The following is a 15,497-nucleotide window of genomic DNA, read 5'->3' on the forward strand; positions in this document are numbered from 1 at the left end:
TAACAGGTAGACCTCACTATGACCTTTGTCGTTACAGATAACTGCATTCTTTGCAAATACACCGACTGTGTGGAAGTCTGTCCTGTGGACTGCTTTTATGAAGGCCCGAACTTCCTCGTCATCGATCCTGATGAGTGCATCGACTGCGCACTATGCGAGCCTGAATGTCCCGCCAATGCCATCTTCTCAGAAGATGAAGTACCAAAAGGACAAGAGATGTTCACCCAGCTAAACGAAGAGCTGGCGCAAAAATGGCCTAATATCACCGAGATGAAAGGTCAGTTGCCAGAAGCTGAAAAGTGGGATGGCGTGGAAGGTAAGATTCAATATTTAGAGAAGTAGATAGTATTTTAAAACCGCTCAACATACTGAGATAATAAAAAACCACCTAATGGTTATCAAATAGAGAGCTGTTAAGTGGTTTTTATATGTGTGAACAAATAAAATATAAATTTAAGGTAATATGTGACAAGGTGCACCATTAGGAATATCACATTCAATATAAGCATTCGAAGGTGGTTTAGCAATAGCAAATATCTTTTGTTGGGTTTCCAATGTCCACCCTGTAGCATCAGTAATGGATGCACATGCATTTGGATTTAGCACAGTTGGTAGCGTAATGTCATTTTGATCATTAAGCATATATACAACATCGTTACTATAGCCTTTAACTTCTAATAAACATGCGTTGCTCTGAGCCTTACTCACATATAATTTATAACTGGGTACAGCGATAGCAGATAAAATACCAATGATAGCAACAGTAATCATTAGTTCTATTATAGAAAATCCCTTTTGCAACTGGCAACAAGACATAATTTACCTAAAATATAACTAATTTTAAATTTATAAAGCAGAAATCATACCAAGTTCTCCACTCTTTCAATAATACCTACTATTTTCAAAATATAAAAAAGCCAAACTAAATGTTTGGCTTTTTGACAACACAGTAATAGATGATTTGTATATCACATCCTTGACAAACTAAAGGGTAGTTATACCACCTACAGTAGCAGTACCCACTGTGCATTCGGTAGGTAAATATTCTGGATCGAATGCTGCACTTGTTGTACAAGTCCAACCACCAGCGGCAGTACGGCTAAGAGAAATATATTTGTCTGCGACTTTAGGTGAACCTTTTAATTTACAAGAAATAGCATCTGTTGCCGCACCTGTAGCATCAAAGGTAGTTGTAGAGAGTTCTGAACAACGTGCTGTTGAAGTTGCATTCAGTCCGATTTGCTTTAAACCAGTGATTTCCTTCCCTTCATTTAGGCTAACCTCATAACCAGTTTTTGCGCCAGCGATTTCAGCTAATCCTGCAGAGGCTTGAGATTTAGCAGTATATGTCTGGTAAGCAGGGATAGCAATTGCAGCTAGGATACCGATAATAGCGATAACGATCATTAGTTCGATTAAGGTAAAACCTTTTTGAGCAGTGTTCATATGAACTCCTTTAGGGTATATAAAGATAAGTAGCTGCTATTGATACAGCCGCATTTTATCTTTAGTAATATAATATGTTTGTTTCTCTTGTAATAGATGCTGCATATAACGTGCCAAAACTTATGGCTATAATGTACATGCGTGCTAAGTACACGATTATTATTACTATTTTTGCATAACAAATGATGAGTCTAATAGTAACTGACAGTTAATGTTACGCTTAAGCTGCTGAAAATTGTCAGTTAACCTATTATAGGTAGCAAAAGGTAAGTCTTATTGACAATTTTTGTCAGCTTTATTTAGAAATAGAGATGTTTTTCTAGTCATTCCAATCATCTCCAGTACCGCAGACGCTGCCGCGACACTTACTATTTTGATAATTGAGACTGAGTGTTCCATCACTTGCCATTTGGCTGCCAGCTTTTGGCGTGGCAATGATGCGCCACTCGGAAGTGAGCGGGTTGGGGGTAAAGCTGATGGTATAGAGCGCATTGCCTTGCTTGGGATAATCACCACCCAGCCCAGTAGTCAAAGCATTGCTATAACTACCTTGGATCAGTTTACGGCTTTGAATCTCGGCCGCGACATTATGTAGCTCACTCATCATATCCGTGCGTTTAGACTTTATGACATAGCGCTGATAGTTTGGGTAGGCGATGGCAGCGAGTACGCCTAAGATAGCGACGACAATCATGACTTCAACCAAAGTAAAGCCTCGCTGCGAGGCTGATCTTTGGACTGGCCTATCCTGTATTATATTGACTATCATCACCAAGTTTCCTCGTTGGTACCGCAGTTGACATCAGCAATAGCTATCGTATTGGTTTTATGCGCACAGCGTATGCCGTTGCTGCTTAGCATGATCGTACTGCCACCCTTTGCAGGTCCTGAAGTATTTGGTATTGCTAACATCTTCCACGTGCGACCAGTAGTGATAGAGAACCCTGTCGATACTAACGACTTACTCGTATCACCGCCATCGACGAGGGTAATCTTATATCGGTAGTTGGACGCATCGCTGCCATCCGGTACATAGATGGTTTTATTATCTTTCTCTGCATAGGCATAAGTGACTTTATTGCTCGTATCAATTTTCTGCGGTTGAAAGCCTTTATAGCTTAGTGCTTTAGAGCGCCAACTCTCAAGCTGTATCTGTAATTGCTGCATTTTGGCTTGTGTCTCACGCTCAGCGTTCAGCACTGCGTAACGGCGATAGCTTGGGATAGCAACGGCGGCCAGTATCGATATAATGAAGATGACAATCATCAGCTCTATCAGCGTAAAACCGCGAGCACCATTTGCTGTGATCGTATCTCTTATCTTGGTCATGTGTGACGTCCCATAATCTAATCATAAATATGTCGCACTACTCATTCTTTGTAGTGCGACTATATCCATACAGTGTCATTAGTGCTGTGCCAATCTTAGTGAGTGGCGCTACTATTTACGTTCATACCATATACGTGGCTGCATCGTATAGCGCTCATTAAAGATATACTCGCCAGCAGTACCGTCGCCACCGACTTGTGTCGGACGACTTCCCTCACCCGGATATAAATCTTTGATATTACTATCGTTTTTAAAGGTGTCTGTGCCATAACCAGCTCGATTGATTTCTAACGCGCGTTCAGTAATAGTCCTATTACCAATGAGTACTTTGAGGTCAGTATTTTCCTCATTATAAGCACCCAATGTCAGCTCTTGGATGCCTTGACCTGCAGGTAAATAGCCACCTGTACCTGTTCCTGAGCTGGCTTCCATACAGACGCCATAAGGTAGGCAGTATAACTGACGCTCTGATCCGCCTGATATCTTTGCAGAACAGCTTGAAACAGTGCCATAGAGCTTATCGGGGTTATAAACCGTGGTATACAGTAGATTGTTAATGACCACACTGTCGCCTACGCCTTTATTGTAGCGGACATTATTGTAGCCATCAAAGCGAGTTAACGGATAGTACCAGCCTTGCTTGGTACCCTCTACCATTGCTGACTTAGCAGCGATTTTTGCGGCTTCATTTGGAGCGCTACCTAGCGCCGTGGCTAGATTGGTTAGCTTACTCTCGGTTATGTCTTTTACAGAAGTTGTAAAATCACTCTTATAGAGGTCTGCATTAGTCACATCGTTATCAATAATGCCATATACGCGGTTTGCATAAGCGTTATCACTACGTAATGTCGAGAGTGGTGCACTGCGATTGCCTGATATAACGTTCACTAGTGCAAATAACTGACCATTATTACTGCCAGTGCTTTGGTTACGATAGAAACTGACCACTGGGCGCTCATAAAAACGATAGGCAGGTTTGCCACTCGGCTTACTATTTAATACGCGCGTGACACGCTTATTTGAGAATTTAGTTACGGCTTCAAAACCAAACTTCTCAGGGCGGGCATTTTCAAAATCTGCACGAAATACTTGCCCACCTAAGTCAGCCACGTATATATGATCCATTAGACCATCGTTGTCTCTATCCAGTACGGCAATCTCGCCCGTAATACTATGGATCATGTCCGCTGTTTTAGTATTTGAACTACCGCCAGTTTCGCCACTGGTCGACCATAATAACTTACCATCATTGGCATCAATCATATAGACGGCGTTGCCTTTGGCTGGTGCCTTTGTAGTAGCCATATATTCATCATTTTCATAGGCCATATCATAACCGCCACCAAATATAAGGACATTGGTGGGTTTGTCGTCCTTTTTCAGGCGAATTTTGGCAGCCGTTGGCTTACTCCAGATTTGACCTAGGCGCGCAAAATCATTATTACCTGTGGCGTTGTTACGCCCTTCTGAAGTCAAAGTAAACATTACTTTTGGGGTTGCTTTATCGGTGATATCCATACCGTAGAATGCTTCACCGCCCATACGTAAGCCACCATAGGCAAACATACCTTTGCCAGACGATGCATCAACCTTCACCCGTTTGGCAGCCAAGTCATAATTATAATCAGTGACCACCAACCAAGGGGCATCTACGCCAAAGTAAGGTTCACCAACTTTGGCTTTGCTTGAGTTATCAACCAATGCCGTTGGCTGATCTTCCAGCATTTTCTTAGGAATGATAGCGTAGGTCTCTTCTCCTTTATCGGCATCGACTACATGTAGCGCACCGTCCATAGAGCCAAATAATACGTAATCATCTCGGGTATTGGTAATACGACCGTTATCATCTAAGGTAGCACTATAAGAGATTGCGGCAGGCTTTGAGTGGACAACACCGCCCAACACTTTCACTTCTTTAGTGGGCTTACTAAGCTTTAGTTTTTCAACCTCTGTTTCTTTTCCATTGTCAGTTAATACTACGTCAAATCCTAAAAAGCTGAGTAAACGGCGTTTATTAATCTCTGTATAAGTACCTGTATCTATCAGCTGATCGAACCCTTGCGGTTTACCATTACCATCAACACTAACTTTACGTAAAGTCGGTATCTTACTATCCTTTGAAGTATAGTCTTCCACATAAAGGGTGCGTAAACTACTAAGACCTGAGCTTGGTGATTTTAATTGAGCATAGACACCACCCGCTGTGATATTGTTGTTGGCTACTTTTCCATCTACGGTAAAATTGGTTTTTTGCCATACATCTTGGGTGTTTTCGTCCAAGTTACCAGCAATATCTTTGTACAGTAACTTACTACCATTGCCGAATAAAGTGCCCTGATCTAGCTTATATTTTTTGAGGTTGCCTTTCCAAATGCTGTCCGAGGTAGCAACTTCAGGATTTAACATCGGTAAATAAGCATAAGCTAGCTGGTTAGAGGCGCGATATGGGTCATCAGGGATAGTAATCGTACCTGACGGTGCCGTATTGATAATTTGCACTAAACCTGATGCAAAGTCGACAATACTATTGGCAATATCCTCAGATTCTTCAGTATAGTAAAAACCGCCATCACCGAAGGTTTTGGTATCCGCATCACCTCTACGCTCACCAAGCTTACAAAGGTTACGCGTATTGTCATTTACGTTACCACTATCGCAATCAATAATTTCTTTTGACTCACCGTTAACAATAATTGTCTTTTTCTTTGTTAATCCAGCAAATGTTGAACCAAAACCTACTGTTGCGGTTTTAATAGATAGATTAAGTTTATTATTTACAGGATTGCGTAGTAATGCTGCATAATCTCCCATACATCCCCAAGCATTAGACGCACCACCTGTTAACCCATTACAACTACCAACAGATAAAGGCTTTGTACCGCCTTTTAGGGATAAATTCATTAAATCTTTACCATCAGTATTATTAGGCACCCCATCTGTTAATAAGTAAATACCATTACCACTACATTCATTAGTGCTTAATGGTGATATATAATTATCTCCATCTTTAGAGCTACTGATAGAATCTTTAAATCCACTATTATTTCTGGTACTCCAAGAATAAGTAGTAGTACCCATCATGTAAGCGCCAGACTCTGCTAATGCATAAGCACTTGGGGTACCACCACCTGCTCTCAACCCCTCAACACTCTCAATTAGTTCTGCACGTTGCTCAGGGGTCAGTGCTCGAGTAGGCACTCTAACTCTACCATCACTATCAGTATAACTACCTATACCTACTTCATAATCATCTTCTAATGAACCCGTCTTTTTCAAACTACCATCTGTTCCTGTCTTATAAACTTCATCTGCTAACAACTCGATGAGTGCTACTTGTAAACGCACAAGTCTGGAGTATCGCGCAGGACTGCTTTTAGTGCAACCTTTAGGTGTAAAGCTATATTCTTTATAGATATTATCAAGGTCTTTAATTTTTACCAAATTGCCATCATCATCTCTAAACAAATCACCTGTTATCGTACGTTTATACTTGCGTTTATAAATAACAGAGCGAATTTTTTCAGATTTAATTTCACTGACGTTAGATGAGCTACAGTTACTATACTTGCTTCCATAATCCTGACTTATAAAGCTATCTCCCATACTTCCTGAGATATCAAGCATCATAAATAGAGTCGCTGTACCTGGCTTGGCAGGTGTATAAATCTCTAAATCACCAATAGGTTTATGATTGGGGTTAGCCGCCTGTACCATAGTACCTGTCATACCGATAACCACTGCTGCCGATAGCAACTTGATAGGCCATGTGCGTCGACTAAAGCTGTTATTCTGTAAGTTTTTCATGGGCTGACTCCTTAAATGGATTGAGCTATCGAGCGGATAATCATTAGCAGTCATTCAATTGCCATTTAACAATAATATGCTTACTATTAGGCGTGCTCTAACAACTTTAAACGACTCGATACTGCTATCTATACTTAACTACAGCAAACTAGGTAGTAGGAAGGGTACAAACAACGCCTTTCCCTTTACCAAAGTCGACACAGTTCTCACGTAATGACAAGTTTTCTACATTGGCTACTTCATATAACACAGTATTGGGCACACCCTCTTCTATCATACAGCCGCCAATAGCATCTTCAGCATCCGTCACTGTTCCTACTCGACTGGTCTTTTTAAAACAGTCTTTGGCAGCATCTGTTTTGCCAGAATAGGCTGGTAGTATCGCAGTACTAGTGATATCGAACATAAACGCTTGGCTTGATATCTCGCTGCTGTCCTGTCCAATCGTATAACTACTAAATGCTTCATTGCTAGCACTTGGCGCCGTCAATGAAACGTTTACTTGAGTCATGCTCGCATTACGATCACTGACATAGTCGGCAGGCGCTGATGGATTGCAGTAACCAATATCATTGCCTAAAATATTACCGCCGTTTTCTGTGTTAATAGTGGTTTTATTAATATCAAAGAAGCGTCCACGTGGACGAAAACAAAATATGTATTCATGTTCAGCGCTATTGGTATCTAGAATAAAGTGTCCAAATGGCCCGCCACGCGATAGCATATCGGTATATACCTCAGCATCACTACTACCGTTGACCCCTTGCTCGATATTTTGATTGGCATTGTCTGCCGATTGCAATAGCAAGGTGTTTATTTGATCGCTAGTTGCTAGGCGCAAATCAGTGGTACTTTGTTTAACCGCGATAGCACCGACCAAGATGATCAACACTAAAAACAATAGCACTACAATTAGTACAGCGCCTTGCTGTGTTGATACAGAGCTTTTAAGGGACTGGTGATGAGGTATATTTGACATGTTGTCCTCTTTTTTTGTGGTGCTACTTGCTACTAGATGTCATACCAGTTACCGACATAACACGAGCGTTACGCAATAAATTTGTTGACTCATAACTGCGGCGATAATATTTAGTGTTCTCGGTTTTTAATGTCTGTGCTGTGCCAAATACGCTAAAGTCAGTTTTGTCTACACTACTGATTAGTGGCGTGCTACTACGAACGATGACACCAATTTTGACTGTCGTGATTGCAGGCTTATCCGTGAGTAAAGGTTTATCTAAATTGAGATAAATACTTGATGGCAGATACGTTAAATTATTTACATCTGTTAGCGTCCCTAATAGCACCTTAAATTGGTCAATAGCCGGTATCATTACCTCACCATTATCACCCAAATCACTAATAACACCTGCACTACTCAAACGTCCCGCATCACAAGCCAACACTAAGTTTTGTGAACCTGTTACTGCTGTTTTTCCTGCTACTGGGCGCACAAAGTAGCGCTCAATAACCCAATCGCTACTACCGGCAACAATCTCTGCACCCTCACAGTCAAACAAAGCATTTTGCGTAATATTTTTATATTGAATAGTCAGCTGATCGCTAGCAACATTCGTATTTGATATGCCTGTCCAACCGTTGGTACCCTTCGTTCCTGTCTGACCAGCACTGACCGTAAGATAACCAGTATTAGCGTAGCTACTGTCTCCTAAATTATTACCTGTTAAAACAATCCCACCATTTCTTGTGGTGTCGTTAACATTGGTAATAGGGTTTCCTAAATTGGCAATACGAATCTGATCTTCTAGGGTTTGTAATGCAAATATTGTACTGTCTTGAACTTCTGAGGCGCCCTGCTGTACGGTCACGGTACGGGTACTAATGATATAAACCTGTATTACTGCGGCAGATATCAGTAAACCTAAGACTAACGAAATCATCAGCTCAATAAGCGTAAATCCTGAGGCAGAAGAAGGCGAAGTGTGATAAGGATGGCTTCTATTACTGTAAATATACATTAATACGCCTCCGATATTAGGCACTGACTGCCTGTTTTATAAACACCATTAGCACCAGCACAGGCTTTAACGTCTGTATCATCTAATAGTGCTTTGGTACCGTTCCATGCAGTGACAATACACATTTGCTGCTGAATAGCTTGTTTGGTCGTCCCTGGACAAGTAACCACGGCAAGCTCCACACCTTCATCTTTTGCTAACTGTTTGACCATCAATGCGTCACGAGTTGCCAGTTGGCTGATGTTACATAGTTTATTTGGAATTTTTTTACTATCAGCATTAGTCGTTGTGCCATTTGATAAGCAGTTGTTAGCACCATTACGGCTTATGGTTTTTGTATCAACCTTAATATTGTCAGTTGCAGTGCTGCTGATAATGGCTTGGATAGTAGGTATAGCAAGCGCGGTGTCAGGTGTAACACTGACGAAAGCAGCGCCGCCGCCTGTGACATAAGCCTCAGGATAAGCACGCATAATCTCAGCCAGATTTCGAACGAGCGTCAGTGATTTAGTACGGACAAGACTCTCATCAGTGGCGCTGACCGCTCGCACTTGTAAGGCACTAAAACCTAAGACAGCAACAGACAAGAGTAATACAGCGACTAAAACTTCAACCAGACCTACACCATGCTGTTGACCAAATTTTTTCATGAGCATGTTCCCCCTGACTGAATGGTGATAACCCCGATGGCACTAACTAAAATTTGACGCGGACTAATGCTTTTATTATCATCACAAATCGTAAACGTCATTGCATCTGCCGTTTTATTTGGCTTAAATTCGATATTATTATTATCAGAATTAATAGTACTTTTGGCGTCATAACCGTAATTAGCAAACGTTGAATCGTCATCTTCAAGTTCTATTTTACCTGTATTACTACCGTTATTATCATAAGATAACTCAACTTCCTGTCGCCGAATCACACTCTCTACCTTAGCTTCTTTTAGTACATTAACGAGCGTCGCAGTCGTTGACTTCACTCTTTGATTAGCCAACTGATTACTGATGCTGGGGGCGGCAATACCGACAATAATCGCAAGCACAGCAATCGTTACCATCAGTTCAATCAGGGTAAATCCTGAGTTGGTTGTTCGTAGCGTAAGTGGTAGATTATTTGTAGATGCGTTCACATCAAATTCCTATTTATAACGGCAATTTTATAATAACTATTGTTTGTCCAATACCAATACTGGACCAAAAAACTAACAATGAATTCATATTTTCATATCATTTTTGCCAGTCTTTTTATTGTAATTTGATCAAAATGCTGCAATTTGTGTTCCATAATGTTTAACAAAAGTTTTGCATAGAAATAACAATAGCCATAACAGTTATGCAAGCTATTTAGAAACTATCATTTTATAAGCAATGCTATTGAGTGATAAGCATCATATTTTAGAAATTAATAACAAATAAACATATATTATTTTAATAATATAGCGTTAAGGCAACATATTAGCAACATATTCGTAGTTATCAATAGAGAGGAACAGATTTTAAGACTGATTTCCATGCGCTAAAGCATAGGCAGAAAGATGGTATTTATGATTGGTTTGAATATCTGACATGGTTACTGTCTCAGCCGAGGTAAGCAGTGTACGTCCCAATGCTTGTAAACTGGCACCCGTGGTCGCAACATCATCAAACAATAATAAGCGTTTCACAGGAGGTTTTTCGATTAAAACAAAAGCATTGTCTAGATTACTCAGGCGCTCAGCACGTGTAAGCCCTTGCTGACTGACAGTGTCGTCAATACGCTTTACACCATGCCATAAAGGTATCTGCCAATGCTTAGACAATTGCGCCGATAAAATACTGACAGGATCGAAGCCACGCTTGACCAGTCGTTGCTCGGTTGTTGGCATAGCGACAATCACGCTATTATCATGATGACAACCATGAGGACGTAGTAGCTGACGTATAGCATGCAACAATAACGGTAATTTGGTCATGTCTTCATGGTGCTTAAAAGCTCTGATCGCTTGACGTAGCGGATACTCATAATAAGTAGCCGTTTGGATAGATAAAACTGTACCAGAAGCAATGTCAACATTGAAAGGTTTCGGCAACCACGCGATACTGTCATGACAATGCGAGCAAAGTAGTCCGCTGTTAAAACGGTGGTTAAATTGCTGGCGCAAATTAGCAAAAAACGAAGGATCATTTGGCAGAGGTTTTAGGGAGTGCGGTATAGAATCAGAGGTTGGCAAGCTACTAATATTTGATAAGAGGTAATTTTGAGATAGCTGAGATTGTGGCGTGCTGCGATAAACACGGCACAACTGGCAGCGTATATCGAGATACTCTGCCAGCCATAGTCCAGTTTGATAAGGCGCTAAAAGTCGCATGGACGATTGTCAAAATGTGCGCTGATATTAGAAACCTTTCCAATCATTCAGTACGATACCAAAGCCAATAGAGGTATTTTCGTGGTTATAATCGATGATGGATTCGCCATAGCCTTGGAAAACCTGAACAAAGCCATTAACATTCTCTGATAATGGATAAATATAATCGACTTGCGCCGCCCCTTTATTGGTGCTTGGATTGTAGCGGAATGTACCGCTTAAACTCTGTTGATCAGGCAAGTCATATAAGAATTTGATATCACCGTAACCCATGTAGTCTTCGATATCTGGATTGTCTTCACTGCTGCTGCTTTCACTATTCACTCGAGCCCACAGGCGCGGTACGATTGATAGCTTACCCCACTCTGCCCCTGCCATGAGATAAGCACGGTTCCATGAGCGTGATAACGGATCATCTTGTCCATTAGAATGATGAATGGCACCGGCACCAAGCATACGAAGACGACCACCAAAAGGTAAATCTGCGGTCACTGGCTGAGTCAAAAATATTTCAGGCTGATAGTCGGTGGCACGGAATGGTCGCGAGTTGTCTTCGTTATAAACTTGCCAATGTGACTCTTGGGTATAACCAAACCACAAATCAGCACTGGTATCAAATAAGTCTTCGGCAACTTTGGTCTTCAAAGACAACTGAAATTTTAGTTCAGTATTGCGTATGTCATTAGAAGAAAAGGACTCAGTTTCCTGTGACGGCGTGCTTGGATCTAGGTTAGGGTCAAAGGTATAAAATACTGGCAATACATAGGTTGGTCGGTACGGCCTTACCGTCCAAGTTCCACGCTCACTGTTTTTATCGAGATCATAGGATAAACTAAGCGGTGTATATTTTTCGATATCTTTTTGAGTGACCCCAACATTTTCTAAAACTTGTGCTTCTCTTTGCGTTAGCCCAACGGTGTCTAGACCTTCATTAGTATCAGGCGCGCGCGCAACTGAGTCAGTAGCGGCATTATTAGCACCAGCAATGGTAGATTTTTCTTCTACAAAGACAACTTGCGGATTACCTGAAAGCGTACTTTGAAAGGTTTTTGCCAAATCTACTGGCTGCTTAGTTGTAGTGTAGCTCGGCGTTTTACCTTCTTCAGCCACTTTGTCAAAGCAAGCCAAACGGGCGGCACTGGTCTGTACTTGGGTACATTCAAAAAACAATTTTGCTTGCTGAGCGATAAACTCTTTACTGACTACTTGGCGATCTTGCGCAGCTGTATTGGCATCCTGTAACACCTGATAATCTTCAAACTCAAACGCTGCCTCCGGTACTGGGAACTCATTATCGCTCTGAGTTTTATCGGCAGCTTGGACTTGCACGGTAAAGCAGGTTAGCGCTAGACCAACAGCAATATTCAAATAATGCTTTCTTGTCTCAAATAAAGTGGTTTTGCGCGCTGTAATAAGAGGCATAGGGCGGCGCTGTGCGGTGATATGGGAAAACATAAGTGTCCTTTATCTAACTGACATTATCGCCAGCAGAGTATATAAGATAATGAGTATGACCATCAGCGTCATCGCTAAAATAAACCCAATGACATTCAGATATAGAAGTGAGCAGTTACAACGAGTAATGCGCCTTCAGCATTGTTGCTTTATTGTAATGAAAATGTGTGTACTATACTAGCGTTATCGCTGCCCTATACCAATGTAAATATCAATAATCAACGCTAAACCAAATGCTTAGCGTCAGGATGTCAGGTAACCATTGATAAAAATAAAAGAGCCAACGTACTGTATGAATAGTACATTGGCTCTTTTGTATTGTTAAGCCTTTAGAAAAGACTTATTCGTTTTGTTAAGTATCAGTTATTAAGCATCGTCAACGTTTGCTCAAATTCTGGACGATCAATCTCACCTACTTGTTGATTGGTCAACTGACCGTCTTGATAATACAGCAATGCTGGCGGACCAAACAATTTATAGCGCGATAAGATTGCTTTAGAATCGTCAGTGGTCTCTGTTATATCCAGTCTCACCAACTGCCAATCCTGCATCTGCGCTGGACGATTATGAAATAAGTTTTTATCCATAATACGGCACTCGATACACCATTCAGCAGTGACATCGACAAGCACTTTAGGGTTGGCGGTGATAATGGCATCTAACTCAGTCAGCGTCGTGACGGTTTTATCTGTTGTATTACTCATGGCTGGCTGACCAGTCGCCTGCATCATCGGAGCAGCACTTAAAGATGCCAGCGGATGCAAACTATCATCGTTACCCAACGCCGCGCCGATGATTAAACAGGTGGCCCAAATACCAGCGATTACCCCTAATGCTTGGGTCAGCATACGACCTTTACCCAACCAACTCCACGCCCACATCGCTACAACCATAAACCATAACGCCCATACCATTAGCATCACGGGTGAGATAAAAACGCGCTCAATTAATAATAAAGCAACGGCAAAGAGTAATAAGGCAAAACCTTGCTTGACCCAGTTCATCCATTCACCAGCCTTCGGCATAATTTTACCTTGGGTGGCACCAATTAAGATAAGCGGTGCGGATAAACCAAAACCCAGCATAAATAAAGCTGCAAAACCCAGTAGTGGACTACCAATCGTCGATACGGCAAGCAGCGCCCCAAACAATGGCGCAGAAACACAAGGCGATACTACGAGCGCAGATAAGAAACCCGCGATTAAACTACCGCCCGTACTACCCAGCTTGCTATCCCCTGCTTGACTCAAGCCTTGCATTTTATTACTAATAAATCTCGGTAAGCGGATACTAAACACACCCAGCATATATAGTGCAAGTAGGACAAATACAATCGCAAAACCAATCAGGATAATGGGGTTTTGTAGCCAGCCGATAATGCCTAATGATTCACCAAACACGGCGATGACTGCGCCCAAAATACCATAAGCCGTTGCCACGCCAATAGCGTAACTGGTGGTGAGAATAACACCGCGTTTCACCGTTGGGTTTTCCTCACGGGCAACGATATTGGCAACGATTGGCAACATTGGTAGTACGCATGGTGTCAATGCCAAACCTAGCCCTGCTAAAAACAATAATACCAATGCCAACCAAGGATGAGAAGCCAAACCAAAAGGATCGCTATCAGTGGCATTATTTCCAGCAACAGTATTGTTGGTTGTCGCAGAAACTTCACTTGTCGTAGTGCCATCGACGCCTTGTTCATCTGCGCCAGAAATCGTATTGGTAGCGCCAAGCTCTCCATCTAAAGCCTCATCATCCAACAAGGCATAATCAATCACCCCATCATCAGTCAGCGCTTGCTCTGCTGCAAGACTATCGGCAACCGTTGCACTTGACTCGGCGGTGTTGTCATTATCTGTCAGACTGTTGTTATTAGCAGCCTCTTGTGTAGAATTACTGGCGCTATTTCCTGCAATTTGTGGTGTTGCAGCAGCGATATCAATTGTCGTTTTAATTTTTTCAGGTGGATAGCATAATCCTGCTTTGGCACAACCTTGCCAGCCAATCACCACGGCAGCATCGTTCACGCTTTTGCCACTACTACTGCTCAAGGTCGTCGTAGCTACCATATTCGCTTGGTCAAATACCAGTACTTGCCCAAATGTTGGATCATCGATTGAAACTGGCTTTTGACTAAAGGTAAAAGGCGCGGCGGTCACGCCAGCTGGCAACGTCAGTTTGATTTGGTCTTTATAAACATAATGCTCAGGCGTAATGTCAAAATTAATGGCTAAGCGCGTGCCATTATTGGTAGTTTTACTGCTATCACTGACTTGGAAAGCTTTGTCCACTGGTAAAAACTTCGTCTGTGCCGCATTTTTATCACTGCTAAATAAATCACCCAGCCCTGCCGCATGAGTCATCATGGGCATCGCAGCCAGTCCTGTAAACAACGAGCTACTAGAGACCGCAAATGCTAGTAGATAAGATCTTTTGGACGAGCGATGTACCGTTAGCGATGGTTTTTTTTCTATTGTCTTGATGGACATGAAGAGCTACCTATTTATTACCTAATATGCTATTTATTACCAATATTTGAGTCGATCGGCTTGTGGTCTATTTGCGTGTCACGGCGATATCAACCGTGGTTTTGATTTTCTCTGGCGGATAGCACAGCCCAGCTTTTGCACAGCCTTGCCAGCCAATTATAATCGGTGCATTTTTTGCGCCTTTACCATTGTTAGTAGTCAGAGTCGTGGTTGCTACCATATTTTTTTGGGTAAAAACGGGAACCTTACCAAAGGTTGGGTCGTCAATGGAGACCGGCGACTGACTAAAAGTAAAGGGGGTTGCACTCACGCCTTTAGGAAAACTGAGAGTAAGCTGATCTTTATAGACATAATGGCCTGGCGTAATATCAAAATTAATAGATAAGCGCGTGCCCTTAGACGTAGCCTTAGTGCTGCTGATAACTTGAAACGCTTTATCGACAGGCAAAAACTTCGATTTTTCGGCACCATTATTAGCAAATAACTCGCCCAAACCTGCAGCTTGAGCGCTCATAGATGCCATCGACAACCCTATCATCAATGAAGTACTCATAATTGCAAGTGCGTGAGGCAACTTAGAGACTCGTTTATTTGTAATGACGGCTTGTGAGTTGAGTTTGTTGGTAAACATGAGTAATA

At 41.9% G+C, this 15,497-nt stretch carries 14 protein-coding genes; 1 reads left to right on the forward strand and 13 read right to left on the reverse strand.

Translation table 11 applies throughout. From position 1 onward, the window contains the following. Positions 1 to 18 precede the first annotated feature (18 nt). Positions 19 to 342: a ferredoxin FdxA gene (gene fdxA, locus ACI2JM_RS00430; RefSeq protein WP_055123496.1), complete on the forward strand. Its 324-nt coding sequence runs from the start codon at positions 19 to 21 to the stop codon at positions 340 to 342. A 111-nt stretch (positions 343 to 453) separates the two neighbouring features. Here the strand turns inward: fdxA and ACI2JM_RS00435 are convergent, their stop codons facing one another. The 13 genes from ACI2JM_RS00435 to ACI2JM_RS00495 all read right to left on the reverse strand — a co-directional run bounded on the left by ACI2JM_RS00435 (position 454) and on the right by ACI2JM_RS00495 (position 15,489). Further along, positions 454 to 816, reverse strand: a complete 363-nt coding sequence (locus ACI2JM_RS00435; RefSeq protein ID WP_404641301.1) for a prepilin-type N-terminal cleavage/methylation domain-containing protein — start codon at positions 814 to 816, stop codon at positions 454 to 456. 168 nt (positions 817 to 984) lie between these two features. Next, positions 985 to 1,446, reverse strand: coding sequence for a pilin (locus tag ACI2JM_RS00440; protein WP_404641303.1), 462 nt, complete (start codon positions 1,444 to 1,446; stop codon positions 985 to 987). Positions 1,447 to 1,765: 319 nt separating this feature from the next. After that, positions 1,766 to 2,215: a type IV pilin protein gene (locus tag ACI2JM_RS00445; protein ID WP_404641305.1), complete on the reverse strand. Its 450-nt coding sequence runs from the start codon at positions 2,213 to 2,215 to the stop codon at positions 1,766 to 1,768. Then, positions 2,215 to 2,775: a type IV pilin protein gene (locus tag ACI2JM_RS00450; RefSeq protein ID WP_404641307.1), complete on the reverse strand. Its 561-nt coding sequence runs from the start codon at positions 2,773 to 2,775 to the stop codon at positions 2,215 to 2,217. The genes ACI2JM_RS00445 and ACI2JM_RS00450 overlap by 1 nt, the downstream gene beginning before the upstream one ends. Positions 2,776 to 2,886: 111 nt before the next feature. Next, positions 2,887 to 6,579 (reverse strand): pilus assembly protein PilY, encoded by a 3,693-nt coding sequence (locus tag ACI2JM_RS00455; protein ID WP_404641309.1) that lies wholly within the window; start codon positions 6,577 to 6,579, stop codon positions 2,887 to 2,889. A 148-nt stretch (positions 6,580 to 6,727) separates the two neighbouring features. Beyond that, on the reverse strand, positions 6,728 to 7,558 hold the full coding sequence (locus tag ACI2JM_RS00460) for a PilX N-terminal domain-containing pilus assembly protein (protein ID WP_060490345.1): 831 nt from the start codon (positions 7,556 to 7,558) through the stop codon (positions 6,728 to 6,730). Between the two features lie 22 nt (positions 7,559 to 7,580). Next, complete coding sequence (locus ACI2JM_RS00465; RefSeq protein WP_404641311.1) at positions 7,581 to 8,558, reverse strand: PilW family protein; 978 nt, start codon at positions 8,556 to 8,558, stop codon at positions 7,581 to 7,583. Next, positions 8,558 to 9,208: a type IV pilus modification protein PilV gene (gene pilV / locus ACI2JM_RS00470; RefSeq protein WP_404641313.1), complete on the reverse strand. Its 651-nt coding sequence runs from the start codon at positions 9,206 to 9,208 to the stop codon at positions 8,558 to 8,560. Before pilV ends, ACI2JM_RS00465 begins: the two co-directional genes overlap by 1 nt. Next, positions 9,205 to 9,690, reverse strand: coding sequence for a Tfp pilus assembly protein FimT/FimU (locus ACI2JM_RS00475; RefSeq protein ID WP_404641315.1), 486 nt, complete (start codon positions 9,688 to 9,690; stop codon positions 9,205 to 9,207). Before ACI2JM_RS00475 ends, pilV begins: the two co-directional genes overlap by 4 nt. A gap of 366 nt (positions 9,691 to 10,056) precedes the next feature. After that, entirely contained in the window at positions 10,057 to 10,908 is an 852-nt protein-coding gene (locus ACI2JM_RS00480; protein WP_404641317.1) for a ComF family protein, read from the reverse strand. Positions 10,909 to 10,935: 27 nt separating this feature from the next. Further along, the gene (locus ACI2JM_RS00485; RefSeq protein ID WP_404641319.1) at positions 10,936 to 12,363 is read right to left on the reverse strand and encodes a phospholipase A; all 1,428 of its coding nucleotides are present in this window, start codon (positions 12,361 to 12,363) and stop codon (positions 10,936 to 10,938) included. A gap of 359 nt (positions 12,364 to 12,722) precedes the next feature. Continuing rightward, positions 12,723 to 14,858: a protein-disulfide reductase DsbD domain-containing protein gene (locus ACI2JM_RS00490; protein ID WP_404641321.1), complete on the reverse strand. Its 2,136-nt coding sequence runs from the start codon at positions 14,856 to 14,858 to the stop codon at positions 12,723 to 12,725. A 67-nt stretch (positions 14,859 to 14,925) separates the two neighbouring features. Then, positions 14,926 to 15,489, reverse strand: coding sequence for a protein-disulfide reductase DsbD domain-containing protein (locus ACI2JM_RS00495; protein WP_201580829.1), 564 nt, complete (start codon positions 15,487 to 15,489; stop codon positions 14,926 to 14,928). Between the last annotated feature and the right edge of the window lie 8 nt (positions 15,490 to 15,497).

It is taken from the genome of Psychrobacter sp. NPDC064578, assembly GCF_044901245.1.
In the GTDB taxonomy this organism is placed as follows: domain Bacteria; phylum Pseudomonadota; class Gammaproteobacteria; order Pseudomonadales; family Moraxellaceae; genus Psychrobacter; species Psychrobacter cibarius_C.